At 32.1% G+C, this 16,163-nt stretch carries 18 protein-coding genes; 6 read left to right on the forward strand and 12 right to left on the reverse strand.

Going from position 1 to position 16,163, the window contains the following annotated elements:
- The first annotated feature begins 38 nt into the window (after positions 1-38).
- Positions 39-968: an aspartate carbamoyltransferase catalytic subunit gene (locus tag IAI56_RS06945; RefSeq protein ID WP_187657179.1), complete on the forward strand. Its 930-nt coding sequence runs from the start codon at positions 39-41 to the stop codon at positions 966-968.
- A 30-nt stretch (positions 969-998) separates the two neighbouring features.
- On the opposite strand, the gene IAI56_RS06950 is transcribed toward IAI56_RS06945, so the two are convergent.
- The 5 genes from IAI56_RS06950 to IAI56_RS06970 all read right to left on the reverse strand — a co-directional run bounded on the left by IAI56_RS06950 (position 999) and on the right by IAI56_RS06970 (position 8,992).
- A complete protein-coding gene (locus IAI56_RS06950) occupies positions 999-3,050 on the reverse strand; it encodes a DUF349 domain-containing protein (RefSeq protein ID WP_187657180.1) in 2,052 nt (683 codons plus the stop codon).
- Positions 3,051-3,211: 161 nt separating this feature from the next.
- Positions 3,212-4,297: an endonuclease gene (locus IAI56_RS06955; protein WP_187657181.1), complete on the reverse strand. Its 1,086-nt coding sequence runs from the start codon at positions 4,295-4,297 to the stop codon at positions 3,212-3,214.
- A 5-nt stretch (positions 4,298-4,302) separates the two neighbouring features.
- A complete protein-coding gene (locus IAI56_RS06960; RefSeq protein WP_187657182.1) occupies positions 4,303-5,514 on the reverse strand; it encodes an RsmB/NOP family class I SAM-dependent RNA methyltransferase in 1,212 nt (403 codons plus the stop codon).
- Positions 5,515-5,598: 84 nt separating this feature from the next.
- Positions 5,599-7,572, reverse strand: coding sequence for a KUP/HAK/KT family potassium transporter (locus IAI56_RS06965; protein ID WP_187657183.1), 1,974 nt, complete (start codon positions 7,570-7,572; stop codon positions 5,599-5,601).
- 127 nt (positions 7,573-7,699) lie between these two features.
- Entirely contained in the window at positions 7,700-8,992 is a 1,293-nt protein-coding gene (locus tag IAI56_RS06970) for a hypothetical protein (RefSeq protein WP_187657184.1), read from the reverse strand.
- Between the two features lie 121 nt (positions 8,993-9,113).
- Here IAI56_RS06970 and IAI56_RS16395 point away from each other — a divergent pair, with 121 nt between their 5' ends.
- Entirely contained in the window at positions 9,114-9,338 is a 225-nt protein-coding gene (locus IAI56_RS16395; protein WP_317192453.1) for a hypothetical protein, read from the forward strand.
- Positions 9,339-10,175 carry a WD40/YVTN/BNR-like repeat-containing protein gene (locus IAI56_RS06975; protein ID WP_317192454.1) on the forward strand — a complete coding sequence of 279 codons (837 nt, stop codon included), beginning with the start codon at positions 9,339-9,341 and terminating at the stop codon, positions 10,173-10,175.
- A 125-nt stretch (positions 10,176-10,300) separates the two neighbouring features.
- Here IAI56_RS06975 and IAI56_RS06980 read toward each other — a convergent pair whose 3' ends face one another.
- From IAI56_RS06980 to IAI56_RS07000, 5 genes are all read right to left on the reverse strand, one after another.
- Entirely contained in the window at positions 10,301-10,759 is a 459-nt protein-coding gene (locus IAI56_RS06980; protein WP_187657185.1) for a sensor of ECF-type sigma factor, read from the reverse strand.
- Between the two features lie 4 nt (positions 10,760-10,763).
- Positions 10,764-11,174: a hypothetical protein gene (locus IAI56_RS06985; RefSeq protein WP_187657186.1), complete on the reverse strand. Its 411-nt coding sequence runs from the start codon at positions 11,172-11,174 to the stop codon at positions 10,764-10,766.
- A gap of 30 nt (positions 11,175-11,204) precedes the next feature.
- Entirely contained in the window at positions 11,205-11,747 is a 543-nt protein-coding gene (locus IAI56_RS06990) for an RNA polymerase sigma factor (protein WP_187657187.1), read from the reverse strand.
- Positions 11,748-11,809: 62 nt separating this feature from the next.
- The gene (locus tag IAI56_RS06995; protein WP_187657188.1) at positions 11,810-12,934 is read right to left on the reverse strand and encodes an SRPBCC family protein; all 1,125 of its coding nucleotides are present in this window, start codon (positions 12,932-12,934) and stop codon (positions 11,810-11,812) included.
- Positions 12,935-13,050: 116 nt separating this feature from the next.
- Positions 13,051-13,239: a hypothetical protein gene (locus tag IAI56_RS07000; RefSeq protein ID WP_187657189.1), complete on the reverse strand. Its 189-nt coding sequence runs from the start codon at positions 13,237-13,239 to the stop codon at positions 13,051-13,053.
- A 76-nt stretch (positions 13,240-13,315) separates the two neighbouring features.
- On the opposite strand from IAI56_RS07000, the gene IAI56_RS07005 reads away from it, so the two are divergent.
- On the forward strand, positions 13,316-13,699 hold the full coding sequence (locus IAI56_RS07005; protein WP_187657190.1) for a pyrophosphohydrolase domain-containing protein: 384 nt from the start codon (positions 13,316-13,318) through the stop codon (positions 13,697-13,699).
- 145 nt (positions 13,700-13,844) lie between these two features.
- Positions 13,845-14,087, forward strand: coding sequence for a hypothetical protein (locus IAI56_RS07010; RefSeq protein WP_187657191.1), 243 nt, complete (start codon positions 13,845-13,847; stop codon positions 14,085-14,087).
- 134 nt (positions 14,088-14,221) lie between these two features.
- Here IAI56_RS07010 and IAI56_RS07015 read toward each other — a convergent pair whose 3' ends face one another.
- Positions 14,222-15,355 carry an SHOCT domain-containing protein gene (locus tag IAI56_RS07015; RefSeq protein ID WP_187657192.1) on the reverse strand — a complete coding sequence of 378 codons (1,134 nt, stop codon included), beginning with the start codon at positions 15,353-15,355 and terminating at the stop codon, positions 14,222-14,224.
- Between the two features lie 43 nt (positions 15,356-15,398).
- Between IAI56_RS07015 and IAI56_RS07020 the strand changes: the two genes are divergently transcribed.
- On the forward strand, positions 15,399-15,554 hold the full coding sequence (locus tag IAI56_RS07020; RefSeq protein ID WP_187657193.1) for a YegP family protein: 156 nt from the start codon (positions 15,399-15,401) through the stop codon (positions 15,552-15,554).
- 202 nt (positions 15,555-15,756) lie between these two features.
- Here IAI56_RS07020 and IAI56_RS07025 read toward each other — a convergent pair.
- A partial coding sequence (locus IAI56_RS07025; RefSeq protein ID WP_187657194.1) for a hypothetical protein occupies positions 15,757-16,163 on the reverse strand: 407 nt, incomplete at its 5' end.

Raw genomic sequence — 16,163 nt, forward strand, 5'->3', positions numbered from 1 at the left:
TTTAGAATAAACAACACAACATACAACACACAACTAAAATGTCCGAACTGTCAGTTAACCACTTATTAGGCATAAAATACCTCAAAAAACAAGACATCGATTTGATTTTTGAAACGGCTGATCATTTTAAAGAAGTGATTAATCGCCCAATCAAAAAAGTGCCTTCACTTCGTGATATTACTATTGCCAATATCTTTTTTGAAAATAGTACGCGAACCAAATTATCATTCGAATTGGCTCAAAAACGCCTTTCTGCGGATGTGATTAGTTTTTCGGCGGCGCAATCTTCAGTTAAAAAAGGAGAAACGCTAATCGATACGGTAAATAATATACTTTCGATGAAAGTGGATATGGTTGTCATGCGACATGCTAATCCTGGTGCGGCTTATTTTTTGTCAAAAAATGTAAACGCAAGTATCGTTAATGCTGGCGATGGCGCACACGAACATCCAACGCAAGCGTTGTTGGATAGTTTTTCAATCAGAGAAAAATTAGGCGAAGTTGCAGGAAAAAAAGTAGTCATTGTTGGTGATATTCTGCATTCGCGAGTTGCACTTTCTAATATTTATGCGTTGCAAATGCAAGGTGCGGAAGTGAAAGTTTGTGGACCAAAAACACTAATTCCAAAATATATCGAAAGTCTTGGCGTAACCGTTGAACCTAATCTTAGAAAAGCATTAGAATGGTGCGATGTTGCCAATATGCTTCGAGTGCAAAACGAACGAATGGACGTGAATTATTTTCCATCAACGCGTGAATATGCACAGCAATATGGTGTTGACAAAGCGTTGCTAAATTCATTGAATAAAGAAATTGTAATCATGCATCCTGGACCAATAAATCGTGGCGTGGAAATCACTTCTGATGTTGCCGACTCGCAACAGTCGGTGATTTTGGATCAAGTAGAAAATGGAGTTGCGATACGAATGGCGGTTATTTATCTTTTGGCCTCAAAAATTAAGCAATAAAAAAGTCCCGAAATTTTCGGGACTTTTTGGTTATTCTGTTTTAAGATTTCTAAGTTGTTTTAGCTTTTCTTTCCAAGTTGCTAATTCTTCTTTTTGTCTTTCGATGTTTTTCACAACTTCTTTCACCATTGGATTATCGGCTTTTGCATTAGCAAAAAACTGAATGTTGTTTTCCAATTGGAAGATTTCATGTTGTACTTCGTCAATTTTTCGCATGATGAAAACCTTTTCATTGTCAAGTCTTCTTGTATCAGAATTGGCTAAATTGTCTAATCGATTAGCAAAACGAGCCATTTCGTTGTCTTTTTTGCTTGCGCTTAATTTCTCGAATAATACATCAAGAATTTTATTGAATTTTCCTTCAATATGACGTTTAGGAAATGGTACTTTTCCAAAACCTTTCCAAGTTTCGATATGCGCTTTAATCGCGTCTAAATCGGTTTTGTGGTCACCAACAAGTTCAAAACTTCTCAAGGTTTCAAGGTAATTCTTTTTATTTTCAAAAGCAGCAGCTTCGTCTTCGTTAACTTCTGATTTTTGCTCTTTTAGTTTTTCGAAATATTCATTACATGCTGCTCTAAATTCTGTCCATAAAGTATCAGAAAACTTTCTTGGAACGTGTCCAATAGTTTTCCATTCTTCTTGAATTTGCTTCATTAATGGTGTTGTTGCAGCAAAGTCGGTTGAATCTTTAAGTTCTTGTGCTTTGGCAACTAAAGCTTGTTTTTTAGAAAGATTATCGTTTTGGTCTTTCTTAATTTCTTTGTAGAATGAATTTTTTAAAACGTTGAAATTTCTAACTGCCGTTTTAAATGCTGCCCAAGTTTCTTCGTTTACTTCAGCAGGAACTTTTCCTGTTTTGAAAAACGCTTCTCTTAACGCTTCTACTTTTTCAATTTGAGCCAACCAAGCATTGTGAGAATTTACTTTTTCTTGTGCCAAAACTTCAATTTGAGCAATCAAATCTTTTTTGGTGACCAAATTGTTTGCTTCAATTTCACGGAATTTTTCATAATAACCTTCGCGTTTGTCATGAAGCTGTTTAGTTAAATCACTGAATTTATTCCAAATTTCTTCACGGTGTTCGCGAGAAACTGGTCCGATATCTTCTTTCCAAACTCGGTGCAAGTTTTGTAATTCTCTAAACGATTTATTGATGTCTTCCTCGTGAAGTAATTCTTCTACACGAGCAATGATTTTGTGTTTTTGTTCCAAATTGTGTTTGAAATCCAAATCGCGAATTTCTCTATCCAAATGTAGAATGTCGTAGAAATTCTCTAAATGAAAATGATAGTTATTCCAAACGTGGTTGTATTTGTCTTTTGGAATTGGTCCAGCCACTTTCCAACGTTCTCTAATATCGTTAAATTGCTTTAGCGTTGTAGAGATATTTTCTTGACTGTGAACCAAATTTTTTAATTCTTCAACAATTTCCAATCTTTTTTGAAGATTGGATTTCAATGAATTTTGAATGCTGTTAAAGTGTGCATTTTTTTTGTCTCTATATTGAGAATATAATTGATCAAATTTTGTTTTTAGAGGAAAATGATAATGGAAATCTTCAGTAGTTTCTGGATTTTCAGCATGAAATTCTTCTTTCTTTTCATCAATAAAATGATGGTATTTAGACAAGAAGGATTTTTTTAATTCTTCAACATGATCTTTAACCGACATTACTTTTTCAACAGTTACGAGGCTTTCCAATTCGGAAATCATTTGTTCCATTGATAAAGTTTCGTAATCAAGCATAGGAATTTCGTGACGTTCTTTTAAGGTTTCGTCTTCGCTTTCTTCTGCATTTACACTTTCGATTGCTGCTACTGCTGAATTACTTCCGGTTTCAATAACTAAAGTATCATCAGCTACTTGTTCATCCGTAAGTTCAATTACATTTTCTGTAGTTTCTTCTACCGTTTCAGTAATTTCTTCTTGTTGAATTTCAGCTTCTTCCGAAATAGTTTCTATAGCTTCTTCGCTAGTGTCTATTGCAATTTCTTGATTTTCTGTTGGAGCTAAATCATTTTGATTGTTTGCCAAATTTCCATCTGCTTCTTGCAGGTTATCATTCTTTTCTTCTAACATTTTTTGAAATGTATTAAAAGGTTACACAAAATTTAAAGGCGAAAGATAGTAAACTGTGGTTAAACTTCAAAGAAAATCAGCGTTTTCTACAGTTTTGATAAAATAAAAACGTTCTGTTACTAATGCAACAGAACGTTTAATTTATTATTTTTTTTTTGATATTAGTTGATTACTATTTTTTTAGTAACTGATTGATTATTTGAGTTTAATTGCAAAAAGTAAAATCCTTTTGGCAAATTTGAAACTGAATAATTTGTATCAATGCTAATTGATTTTTTAATTTGTTGCACTAATTGACCGTTTACGCTAATTACATTGATTTCATCCAGATTAGCTTCAGTTGTAATGTTTATCGTTCCGTCATTTGATGGATTTGGATATACTGAAATTGAGTTTTCAAAATTGAATTCAGCATTAGTAAGGAACACATTAGGCCATCTATTTTGCGCGATTGGACCGCCCCAAATTACTGTAGCTAAATAAGGATTATCAATAAAAGGATTTCGATTTCCTTGTCTGAAATTGCTGTTACTAGGTGTACCGCCCAAATAAGTGTTTCTATTATCTTCATATTGTGAAACTGGATCTTCAGCATTCCACTGTAATAAAAGATTAGGCATATTGGAGTCAGTTGTAGCTGTTGCTCCGGTAGTAACATAAGTTGGTAAACATTGATTTTCGTAATGTAAATACATATACATTAAAATTCTAGCTATATCTCCTTTCCATTCGTCACCAGGATACCAGTTATTTGAACCAATTGTTGTCGAATTTCCAGAACCGTCTGCAAATAATCTATTATCTCTCGTCCCGTTGCGTTGAACATCACATGATCTTAACATATGAGCATCAGCACCAGGACCGATTTGACCTAAACTTGGATTTCCCAATGCTTGTGCAAAAATATGTTCACGATTCCATTGTCCATTTGAACCGCCATTATTCTCTTTGTCTCTGCTTCGATTATTGGTAACATTGCTGTCTGAACCATTTTCCCAACCATAAACTAATAAAACGTTAGCAGAGTTTTGAGGATCAAGGTCAGTAATTTTTAACGCTTCCCAAACTTGTGAATAGGTTAATTCTTTTGTATGAGTAGTTGTTATTTTTGTTGCCAAAGCATTTTTTAGTGCTGTTCCAGTTTGGTTCCAGTTAAAGCCATTATAATATGGATTTGCTGGTGCGCCATCTTGACCATAAATTAGTGAAACACTAATCAAGGATAATAGTGTAATTATTTTTTTCATAAATTTTATTTTCTTTCTAATAATGCCATGTAAAAACCATCAAAACCACTTTCTGAAGCTAATAGTTTTGAATCTTTTACAAATGTAAAGTTTTTACCACTTTCGGTAGTTAAAAAATGCTTAATTTGTTCTTGATTTTCAGATGGTAAGATAGAACAAGTTGCATAAACTAGTTTTCCACCTGGTTTTACCATTTTAGAATAACTTTCAAGAACTTCGGCTTGTGTTTTTTTGATATTATCGATGAATTCAGGTTGTAATTTCCATTTGCTGTCAGGATTTCTTTTTAGAACACCTAAACCGCTACATGGTGCGTCAATTAGAACTCTGTCGGCTTTTTCGTGAAGTTTTTTGATAACTTTTGTGCTGTCAATAATACGGTATTCAATATTGAAAGCTCCGTTTCTTTTGGCTCTAAGTTTTAATTGCTTTAATTTACTTTCGTATAAATCCATCGCAATTAATTGACCTTTGTTTTCCATTAAAGACGCCATGTGCAATGTCTTTCCACCTGCGCCAGCACAAGTATCAATTACTCTCATTCCTGGTTTTACGTCAAGAAAAGCAGCAACCAATTGAGAAGATGCATCTTGCACTTCAAACAATCCTTCTTTAAATGCATCGGTTAAAAATACATTTGCTCTTTCGGTTAAAACTAGAGCATCGGGTTGATCTTTTAAAAACTCGGTTTCTATGTTTAAATCCATCAAGATAGCACGAAGCTTTTCTTTGGTGGTTTTTAAAGTATTCACTCTAAGAATTACTTTGGCTTGTTGGTTTTGAGCCGCAATTTCTTTGGTCCAAAGTTCTTCACCTAATTCTTTTATTCCAAGTTCATCCATCCAATCTGGAATGGATTCACGGTATTTTCTAATTTTGGATAATTCGTCAAAACGTCCTTTGATTTTTCGAGTTGGTGTTCCTTCAAGTTGTCTCCAATCGGGAATTGGATAACCACGAAGAACTGCCCAAACGGCAAAAATTCGCCATAAATCGTCTCTGTCAAATGGTTCTTTGACTTCGGCAATTTCCATATACAATCGTTTCCAACGAACGATTTCATATATGGTTTCGGCAACAAACTTTCTGTCGGAACTTCCCCAACGTTTGTCTTTTTTTAAGGCACGAGCAACAACTTTATCGGCATATTCACCTTCGTTGAAGATGGCGTTTAAAGAATCAATCGTGGTGTAAACAAGGTTTCTGTGTAATCGCATTTGTAAAAAAATCAGCCCGCAAAGATATTGCTTTTACTGTAAAGAAAAAAAGTATTCTTTGGTTAGAATACTTTTTAACTTTTTTTAGTCGCAAGATTTGTCTATTCTTCGCATTTCGATTTTCTCTGGAGCATGAAGAACGAGTGGAAATTGTTCTATTTTTACGGAACTACTGTCTAATCCAAAGGCTTTTTCTTCGGATAAACTGAATTTTTTCATCGTAAAATAAGTATTCATAACTATTTTTTCGAAGAAAGTTAAATCGCTATCGTTAGAAAGGAATTTTTCAGAAAGAACAAATTTGAAATCTCCAATGATATTGTTTTTGCTCAATGATTCATATCTACTTGTAATATCAACTTCACCGCGATCAACCATTTCTTTAATAACTTGTTTGAACATCAAGTTGATTTTGGTTGGTTCTCTAAAACCAAGATAGAAGTCAATTCTATAAATATCATCTTTAATTATTTCGGTAACACGGTATTCTTTTTTATACGGTTCGCTCAAGATATTTACGTGAATAAACCAATACAAATCAGCACGTTTTGGTCTTTTTTGAAGAATAGAATACATCACTTTTTCTTCTATTTCATCGCTTCGAGTTGAGTTTGTCATGTAAACCAAATGTGTTGCATATTTAGGAATGGATAAATCAACACTTAGTTCGGCTAACACTTTTTTGTAATCTTCGATTTTAACGATTTTGGTATAGTTTTTACTAATTTGTTTTGCTAAAAACCATGTTGCCATTATTGCTATTAATGCTGATGCAATGATTAATGTTACAAAACCGCCATGGAAAAATTTAACAATATTTGCATATAAGAAACTAAATTCAATTATCAAATATATTGCTATAAGTGGTATGATAAAATAGAGTTTTACACGTTTCATTATCAGATAAAAATTGAGTAGAATTGTTGTCATAATCATACACAATACGATAGCTAAACCATAGGCATGTTCCATATTTGATGATTCTTCAAAATATAAAACTATCCCAATACATCCTAATAATAACAACCAGTTAATTGATGGAATATAGAGTTGTCCTTTTAAATCGGTTGGATATTTAATTTTAACTTTTGGCCAAAAGTTCAAACGCATGGCTTCATTAATTAGAGTAAATGAACCACTGATTAAAGCTTGTGAAGCGATTACGGCTGCCAATGTTGCAATAACAATTCCTATTGGTTGAAACCAATCTGCCATGATTAGATAAAAAGGATTACCTGCTTTTCCACCAAGTTCTGCTAGTGTTTTTCCTTCATGGTTAATTAAATATGCACCTTGTCCAAAATAGTTTAGTAGAAGCATTGACTTCACAAAAATCCAACTTACTCTAATGTTTTTTCTTCCACAATGTCCCATATCAGAATATAATGCTTCTGCTCCTGTTGTACATAAAAATACAGCACCAAGAACAAAGAAACCTTCGGGATGAATTTTTAATAATTCATAAGCATAGTAAGGATTTACAGCTGCAAAAACAGATAAATCACTAAATATTTGAATAGCTCCAAGTACACCAAGCATACCAAACCAAATTAACATCATTGGTGCAAAAAACTTACCAACTAGTTTAGTTCCAAACTGTTGGATTGTAAATAAAACTATCAGAATACTAATTACAATTGGAATTGTATTGATATCTGGTTTGAAGATACGAAGTCCTTCAACTGCAGATGAAACAGAAATTGGTGGTGTAATAATTCCATCGGCTAATAAAGCACTTCCACCAATTATGGCTGGAACAATAAGCCATTTTATTTTTGTTCTTTTAACCAAAGCAAAAAGGGCAAAAATTCCACCTTCGCCGTGGTTATCAGCACTAAGCGTTATCAAAACATATTTCAGTGTTGTTTGAAGTGTTAAAGTCCAAAAAATACAGGAAATTCCACCTAGAACAATATCTCTTGAAATAGCATGAATGCCCAGTATAGCTTTCATTACATATAGCGGTGAAGTTCCAATATCGCCGTATATAATTCCTAAAGTTACAAGCAATCCTCCGGTGGTAAGTTTGCTATGGAGATTGTGATTATGAGCGTTCATAAAATTTTGTTAAAGATTGCAAATTTATATCTTTTTCAAATAGATGCATGTTTTTACAACTATTTTTTTAAAAACAAAAGCCGATGCAAATTACATCGGCTTTTGACCACAAATATTCAAACACAATTTATCCTCGTCTGTTTCCAGTTGAATTTCCTTGACTTCTTCCTGAGTTTTCTTGTTTTCTATCAGAATTTACTCTGTTTTCTGAGAAGTTTCTATTGCCTGAAGGACTTCTTTGAACTTCGGAACTTTTATTGCTTTCGTTTCTTTGAGACAGATTTTTAGGTGTTTCATTTCTTGTGCTTTCAACTCGATTACTGTTGCTTCTCGGTGTAGCGGTTTCACTTCTTGATATACTATTATTTCTTGGTGTAACGGTTTCGCTTCTTGAAATACTGTTATTTCTTGATGTAACGGTTTCGCTTCGAGTTATTGAATTATTTCGAGTTGGAATAATTTCTCTAACATCATTTCGAATTGAGTTGTCTTTAGTTGCACTTTCAGTTCTAACGCTGTTGTGTCTTGGTGTAACTGTTTCGTTTCTTGATACAGTATTTTCTCTTGTAGCAATTGTATTTCTTCCAGTTTCATTTCTAACGGCGTTATTTCTTCCGCTGATAGCTGTATTTCTTGTTGCTAATTCGCCACGTTGAGAAACAGTTCTAACGTTTCTTCTTTGATCTAGTTCATGTCTGTTGCTGTAATTTGCATTTCTAACAGCAAACGAACGATTTGGATGTTGCACTTCATAAGCACTTCCGCGTCTTCCACCATTGTAGTAGTTGTTGTAAATATTTTGACATCTACGAACATTTACATAGTTATAATGATGATGAACGTTTATGTGTAAACCAATGTGACTTCTGTATCTAAATATTGGAAATGGATTCCAAGCATAGTAATAACTTGGATAATAACCCCAATACCAAGTTGACCAATATGGTCTATAATTTGAAACCCAAAAATTAGAATAAATTACAGGTGTAAAAGAGTAAACTGGCTCATAAATATAATTGTTACCATACATGAAAACGTTACCTACAACTTGCACTTGAATTCTATTGTTTCGGTCTTTTTCAACTTCAACAGTGGCAATGTCTTGAAAAGTATCGCGACCAAGAACCGATTGAATAACAATTAAATGAGCATTTCCTTCAACGGTTTCAATAACTCTCAAATAATCAACCTGACTATCGCCATTCAAATCAAGATTTGAAATAGGAACTTCCGGATTGTTTAATCGTCTTTCAAAATCTGCTAAATCTTTAGAATCTCCAAAGATTGAAGCTACAGCTCTTAAATCAAGATTATCGCTAATCTCACTGTTATTGGCTGTAACAGTAGTTCTGTCTTGAGCAAAAACCGATGTAATGCTAACAATCGACAGTAAAGCCAGAGTTAAAATTTTCGTTTTCATAATATATATAATTTGCGTTCATAAATAGTTATTACGAAATATCCAATTACTATGCCACAAAAATTATTTTAAGGTAAGTTTAACATTGTCAAAAGCATTATATTAGCTGAAAATATAATTTATGAAGCGATACCAATTGAATTTTTTAGTAGTAATTGTTTTTATTTTAAATTCTTGTAAATCAGGTTTTAAAAATGATTTTTCTGAGGTTAAAAGTATTTCAATCGATACAGTTTTGAACCAAAAGATAAGTATCAGAGCAATCTTGGTTGATAACGATAAAATTTGGTTTGCTGGAAACGGAAATAAGTATGGATTTTATGATAGTAAAGCAAACAAACTTTAAATGGAAACCATTTCCGATACTTCAAAACTTGAATTTAGAAGTATTGCTCAAAATGACGATGCTATTTTTGTTACCAATATTGGAAATCCAGCAACGATTTTCAGAATCAATAAATCCAATTTAAAAGTTGAAAAGGTTTATACTGAAACGCATGAAAAAGTGTTTTATGACAGTATAAATTTTTGGAATAATGACGAAGGAATTCTAATTGGCGATCCAATTTCCAATTGTCTTTCGATAGTAATTACTCGAAATGGTGGCAAAACTTGGCAAAAAGTTCCTTGTGAAAATTTGCCAAAAACCGTTGAAGGCGAAGCTGCTTTTGCCGCGAGTAATACCAATGTTGTTATCAAAGGGAATCATTGTTGGATAGTTTCTGGCGGACTAAAATCGAGAGTTTTTTATTCTTCCGATAAAGGAAAAAATTGGGAAGTTTTTGAAACGCCAATCGTTCAAGGTCAAGCCATGACTGGGATTTTTACTGCCGATTTCTACGATGAAAAAATAGGTTTTATCGCTGGAGGAAATTATGAAATCCCAACACAGAATTTTCAAAACAAAGCCATCACTTTTGATGGTGGAAAAACTTGGAAATTAGTAGCCGAAAATCAAGGTTTTGGATATGCTTCATGTGTACAGTTTATGCCAAATTCTGGTGGAAGAGAAATTGTTTCCGTTGGCGCAACAGGTTTGAATTATTCTCCTGTTTTTGGAAAAACTTGGAAACAATTCTCAAAAGACAATTCACTTTACACAATACGTTTTTTTTCTCCAAATCTAGCTTTTGCCGCTGGAAAAGATAAAATTGTTAGAATTATTTTGGATAGAAAAATTTGAAGACAAAAGGATTTTAAGATAAAAGGATTTTAAGATAAAAGGATTTAAGGACTTACTTTCTAGTCTTTCAATCCTTCAATCCTTCAATCTTTCAATCCTTCAATCCTTCAATCCTCAAAAAAAAACTATCTATTCCTTTTATTTCGATATTGTTGCAATAATTTTCGATTAAAATCTTCTTCGGCTTTTTTCAATTTCAAAATTTTCACAGCTGGAATAACTGATTTCAAGTTACTGATGAATTTTTTTCTCAATTGATGCAATTCTTCTTCGCTGCTTTCCATTTGAGATAATAGTGTTGCAGCTTCTTTTTCGGAAACAGTATCAAAATTTTCGCTGTCCATTCTGTCCAAATACGATTTCATTTTGGTACGTCTAATTTCGCTTTGTTTTTCGTCAAATGCATTGTACAAAGGCCAAAATTTAACCGATTCGTCAGCGGTTAAATCCAGTTCGCTAGTAATAAAAGCTACTTTAAGCGATTTGACTTGTTCTTTTTTTTGTTTCATCAATCTTCCATTTTGAGCAAAAGAAAATGTAGATGTTAATGTTATAATGATGATTATTAAAGATTTGATTTTCATAATATTAATTTGTTAAGTAATGTTCTAAATTGGTGTTGTGTATCATCGTTTCTTCCAAAATATCATCCTGAATTTCAAGGTCAATTTGTATTTTTTCGATATCTTCTTTTTCTAATAATTCCAATAAATCATATTCTGAAACAGTTGTATTTCGAGCAATATAATTTTCTAGAAATTCAGCATCAAGCGTTTCTGTCGATTGAAATTGTTGATAAAAAACAACCGAAATACTAATGGCTAAAACCGCAGCAATACCATACATCCAAGTCTTTCTTTTTTGAAAGATAGAAATAACTTTTGGTTCAGAGTTTGGTAGATTTTTATTTATTTTTTCGGATAAATCTTCAAAATAACCTTCTGGAGTTTTAAATCCCGAAGCAATTTTTGGTTCATTATCTAATCTAAATTCTTTCATAATCGTTTGACTTTTATATTTCCAAATGGTTTAATTTCCATTCATAAATTCTTCTATTTTCTTAACAGCATGATGATACGAAGCTTTCAAAGCACCAACCGAAGTTCCTAAAATCTCAGACATATCTTCGTATTTTAGTTCTTCAAAATATTTCATTTTAAAAACCAATTGTTGTTTTTCGGGTAAAAGAGTAATTGCTTTTTGGAGTTTGAATTGAATTTCGTCTCCGTCAAAATAACTATCAGCTTTTAAATTATCTACAATTTTACTTTGTAATTCTTCGCTGGTTGTGTTGTTTTTCTTGGCTTTTTGGTTCAAAAAAGTTATCGCTTCATTGGTTGCTATGCGATACATCCACGAAAAAAGTTTGCTTTCGCCTTTAAAGTTTTTAAGATTTTGAAAAACTTTTATAAAGGTATTTTGCAAAACATCATCAGCATCATCGTGGTTTAATACAATGTTTCTAATATGATTGTAAAGCGGTTTTTGATATTCGCGTAGCAACTTTTGAAACGCTTCATTTTGCGTTTTCGGGTTGAGTAACTCAGCGATAAAAACCTTTTCGTCTTGCAACCTATTGTAATTTTAGTATTGGAATAAAATTAATCGAAAAGGTTTAATTCCAAATAAAAAAATTATGGAATTTCTTTTGGAGTTGTTTCTTGCGGTTCGGTTTGCGTTTCTGTTCTTGGTGTTGAAACGGTGGTTGAAGTTGTTGATACTATTGGAGTTACAGCTACAGCTTTTGGAAAAACTGGAATATATAATTCGGTTGTCCATTTTGACGGATTTTTTACATCGTCAATCGTTTTGGAGTACACTTCAATGTATTTTCCGGCAAAATTTTGTTTAAAATCATTGTCGGTAATATGCTTTTGGGCTTTTTTCCAAGTTTCAGCTAAATGAGAATAATCGCCAGTTAAAGTCGTTTTCAGGCAAGTAAACGCTTCCATTTCGCCTGATTGCATGTCGCTATCGGTATCGATAAAAACTTTTTCAGCTGTTGGAATACAAACCGAGAAGTTTACAATATCATTAGCATAATCAATAGTATTGTAGATTACAAAAGGTTTTCCAGCTATTTGAATGTTATTCTTTTTGAAAAAATAAACCATTCTAGGTAAAACGATTTTAATGTTTCGGATAAGACTTTTTTGCTTGCAAGAATAGGTTTGTTTCAAGAAAAAAGCCGAGTTTCGTTGTGCAACACCATTTACTTTTATCGAAAAAGTTTTCATTTCATAGCGAAGCGTTTTATCAAGATTGGCTAGACTTTGCTCATAATTATTACCAATAACATTTTTAATTCCACCTTGGAAAAAGCTGGTAATTTTAGTCATTAAATTAATCGTTCCTTTTGTTGTCCAAGTCACTTTTGTTCCGCCAATGGTATCTTTAAATTTCCAATTTACTTCCGATGGCATTCCGTCCAAAGTCATTTTTTGAGCAATGCTATCGTTTTCTTTTACAAAAACCGTTTTCATAAAACCATTGCCATCATTGCCTTGCCAAGAATAATTTGCACCAATTCCCATTGTCTTTGCAGGATAAGTAAACGTCATTTGAGCATCGTCTTTTTTCCAAGAACTAAAGGTTTCCCAGTTTTTATAATCGTTTACATAGTCAAAAACAATCATTCTTGGTGCTTTGATGACTTTGGAACGCGTTACAGCATAATCACCTTTTTGAGTAACAATATAAACGGTTAGTCCAATGAAGGAAAGAATTAGTAAAAAGAAAAGATATTTTAGGATTTGCATGGTCGTTTATACTTGACACAAATTTATAAATTAAATTCTGTCTTTCTTAAAGCAGTTTCTGTTTTTAATTTTGCTTCAAAAAAACTCTCGATTATTTTACAATTTAACTAGTAAACTTAGCGTTTCAATGTGATTTTAATCACAAACAAAATAACTATAAACAATACAAACCCAATAAGAATTTTATAACTTCCTTTATAAAACTTTTGGTGTAACGCTTTGTCTTTTCCATAAGCAAAGTACATCGTAATAACGAAAGCGACAAAAAACAGCGCAGCAAAAATCCATTGACCAGTTGTGAACATTTATTTCAAATTTTCAACAAATTTACTGAAATGTATTGGAAAGTTGTAATTTGCGTCAACAATAAAATGAATAAAAATGCAAAAACAACTTAATGCTGTAAAAGAATTTCACACCGCTTTTGGTTTAGGAGTTAGTAACGAGATTAAAGCCGATCTAGGCGAACAAAAAAACACACTTCGTTTTAACTTAATGAAAGAAGAAAACGAAGAATATCTGGAAGCTGTTCAAAATAATGATTTGGTAGAAATAGCCGATGCGCTTGGCGATATGTTGTACATCCTTTGTGGAACGATTTTAGAACATGGTTTGCAACATAAAATTGAAGAAGTTTTTGATGAAATTCAGCGTAGTAACATGAGTAAACTAGGCGAAGACGGAAAACCTATTTACCGCGAAGATGGCAAGGTAATGAAAGGACCAAATTATTTTAAACCAAGTTTTGAGGAGATTTTGAAGTAAAAGTTTCTATGTTTTTAAATAGGGTAGTTGTGCAACGGTTACCTTTGTTAGCTGTTGTTGTTATTTAGTTTTAGTTTCTTTTTGGCGATTTTTCTACTACTAACTTACAAAATATTTTCTTATGTTTGTTAAAATTTAATTTACTATGGATTTAAAAATATCTTGTCCTCAATGTGGTTATAATGAATACAAAGCACTAAACACAAAAACTAATAAAGAAGTTACAATTACAATTGCTAAATGTGAAACAACTTCTTGTGTGTTACTAATACCTGAGGATGAAATAGATAACACTTTTGATCAACAGGAAGATTTATGTATTCCTTCTTATTATATAATACTTGAACAAACATTGACTAATTGTGAAGATGATGATTCTTTAAACTGATTTATAAGGTTAGTTAAGTCTTCTTCATCAATATAGTTTTTTGTTAAGCAATTTTTTCTGCCAATATCAAATCTGTTTTGTGTGTGGATTTTTATGGTTTCAAGTTGATTTATAAAATCTTCTATTTTCATTTTTTATTCTAAATTATTTTGTTTGTGAATACTTGCTTCTGAATATTTATCAAATTCAAAGATTTGAGAGTCTGTTATTTTTGAACTTAATCCTTTGAATTCTTTTCTTTTGTTATCGTCTTTGCAATTGATCCATAAATTTGTTGAAAACGCATCATCAACAAATTTTAATTTTGAGTATATTTTATTTTTTGCATCATCTAAAACTCTGTACTTTTCATCGATGTTATAATCGCTTATCTCAATTATATCAGTAGTATATGTTTCCTTTTCATAGTTTATTGAATATATTGGGTCAGGCTTTTCATAAAAACCAAAACTATTCGTATATCCTGTTGGTTCATAAACATCTAAAATAGGTTTTTCAATTTTCATAACAACATATACAAACTTTTTATTTTTTATTGGCTCTTGATAGTTGTAATTGGTATTAACATTTTCATAAGCAGAAGAATCAATAGCAACTGATGTAGGAGAATCATAATTTTGTTCAACATTGTTTTCTATATTTTGTGAAATAATAAGTATTGATAATAGTACAACAGTAATAACTATAAATATGTAAACAAAAGTATTATTTGAATTTTCTTTTTTATTATTTTCAGAATTGTCTTCTAAATTGGTTAAATAAGTTTTATTTACAGAATTTAAAATATTATTAACTTCACTAATATCAACTTCCTTTTCAACTGCACTACCAATTAATTTTAACTTACTTTCAAATTCTTCTTTTGTTAAAATTCCACTATCAAGTAAACTTTTCAACTGTTTATATTCTGTTGAGTTTTTAATGTCAAATGCTGTTTTTTGACTTTCTATTTTATCAACTTTAGAATTAAACTCTTCTTCTGTGATTATACCTTTTTCTTTTAACTCTTTAAGATTGTTTTTAGCCGAATCAAGGTTTTGTTTACTTTCAACATTTTGCTTTGTAATTTTTGCTTCAGTTGTATTTTCTGATTGATACTTATTGTAAGCTAAAACTAATAAAACTGCAATCCATTGCAAAGGTGGGAAGATAATGCAACAAACTAATCCAATTTTTTGAGGTTTTGTAAATCTATCAGAATTCCATACATATAAAGATGTGCCTGTAGCTAAACCAACTAAAATTCCAACTGCAATTTTATCATCCATTTTTTACTATATTTGTTATTATTAATTTAAAAATCAATTTACTATGACAAAGTATTCTTTAGAAGTATACCAAGACACAGCAAAAAAATGGCGTTGGAAAGCAGTTTCTCCTAACGGTAAAACTTTAGGTTCTTCTGGACAAGGTTTTGCTTCAAAACAAAGTGCTCAAAGAAACGCAATTTTAAATGGTTTCTCTTAATTCCAACTTTTGTTCACAATCTAAGCAACCCCGATAGCACATCTTTCCAATCCGTGCCCGCAAACTGCTTAAAAACAAATATACAAATTTCCCCAAAAAACCATCACCGCAAAAATCAATCCGTTAAAATCAGTGCAATCCGTGGCAAAAATTTTGTGTAAACCTTGCGCAACATAGTGCTACAACCCATCTACTAATTAATTTAAAACGATAAACATAAATCTAAGAGGTTTTTTTCTCGTCCGTAAATGTCCTTTGCAGTCATGTAAATGTCCTTTGCAGAGATGTAAATGTCGTTTGCAGAGGTGTAAATGTCCTTTGCAGAGATGTAAATGTCTTTTGCAGAGGTGTAAATGTCGTTTGCAGAGGTGTAAATTTCCTTTGCAGAGGTGTAAATGTCGTTTGCAGAGGTGTAAATGTCCTTTGCAGACATGTAAATGTCGTTTGCAGAGGTGTAAATGTCCTTTGCAGACATGTAAATGTCGTTTGCAGAGATGTAAATGTCGTTTGCAGAGCAGTTAGACACGTTTGCAGACCAGTTAGACGCGTTTGCAGAGCAGTTAGACACGTTTGCAGAGCAGTTAGACACGTTTGCAGACCAGTTAGACG

This window comes from Flavobacterium macrobrachii (assembly GCF_014486675.1).
GTDB lineage: Bacteria > Bacteroidota > Bacteroidia > Flavobacteriales > Flavobacteriaceae > Flavobacterium > Flavobacterium macrobrachii.

Bases quoted from the DNA above. Each gene is read 5' to 3' on its own strand.
- IAI56_RS07020 (WP_187657193.1), top strand. From the start codon at position 15,399: ATGACAAAGTATTCTTTAGAAGTATACCAAGACACAGCAAAAAAATGG.
- IAI56_RS06965 (WP_187657183.1), bottom strand. From the start codon at position 7,572: ATGAACGCTCATAATCACAATCTCCATAGCAAACTTACCACCGGAGGA.
- IAI56_RS07005 (WP_187657190.1), top strand. From the start codon at position 13,316: ATGCAAAAACAACTTAATGCTGTAAAAGAATTTCACACCGCTTTTGGT.
- IAI56_RS07010 (WP_187657191.1), top strand. From the start codon at position 13,845: ATGGATTTAAAAATATCTTGTCCTCAATGTGGTTATAATGAATACAAA.
- IAI56_RS06970 (WP_187657184.1), bottom strand. From the start codon at position 8,992: ATGAAAACGAAAATTTTAACTCTGGCTTTACTGTCGATTGTTAGCATT.
- IAI56_RS06985 (WP_187657186.1), bottom strand. From the start codon at position 11,174: ATGAAAGAATTTAGATTAGATAATGAACCAAAAATTGCTTCGGGATTT.
- IAI56_RS07015 (WP_187657192.1), bottom strand. From the start codon at position 15,355: ATGGATGATAAAATTGCAGTTGGAATTTTAGTTGGTTTAGCTACAGGC.
- IAI56_RS07000 (WP_187657189.1), bottom strand. From the start codon at position 13,239: ATGTTCACAACTGGTCAATGGATTTTTGCTGCGCTGTTTTTTGTCGCT.
- IAI56_RS06980 (WP_187657185.1), bottom strand. From the start codon at position 10,759: ATGAAAATCAAATCTTTAATAATCATCATTATAACATTAACATCTACA.
- IAI56_RS06950 (WP_187657180.1), bottom strand. From the start codon at position 3,050: ATGTTAGAAGAAAAGAATGATAACCTGCAAGAAGCAGATGGAAATTTG.
- IAI56_RS16395 (WP_317192453.1), top strand. From the start codon at position 9,114: ATGAAGCGATACCAATTGAATTTTTTAGTAGTAATTGTTTTTATTTTA.
- IAI56_RS06960 (WP_187657182.1), bottom strand. From the start codon at position 5,514: ATGCGATTACACAGAAACCTTGTTTACACCACGATTGATTCTTTAAAC.
- IAI56_RS06975 (WP_317192454.1), top strand. From the start codon at position 9,339: ATGGAAACCATTTCCGATACTTCAAAACTTGAATTTAGAAGTATTGCT.
- IAI56_RS06955 (WP_187657181.1), bottom strand. From the start codon at position 4,297: ATGAAAAAAATAATTACACTATTATCCTTGATTAGTGTTTCACTAATT.
- IAI56_RS06945 (WP_187657179.1), top strand. From the start codon at position 39: ATGTCCGAACTGTCAGTTAACCACTTATTAGGCATAAAATACCTCAAA.
- IAI56_RS06995 (WP_187657188.1), bottom strand. From the start codon at position 12,934: ATGCAAATCCTAAAATATCTTTTCTTTTTACTAATTCTTTCCTTCATT.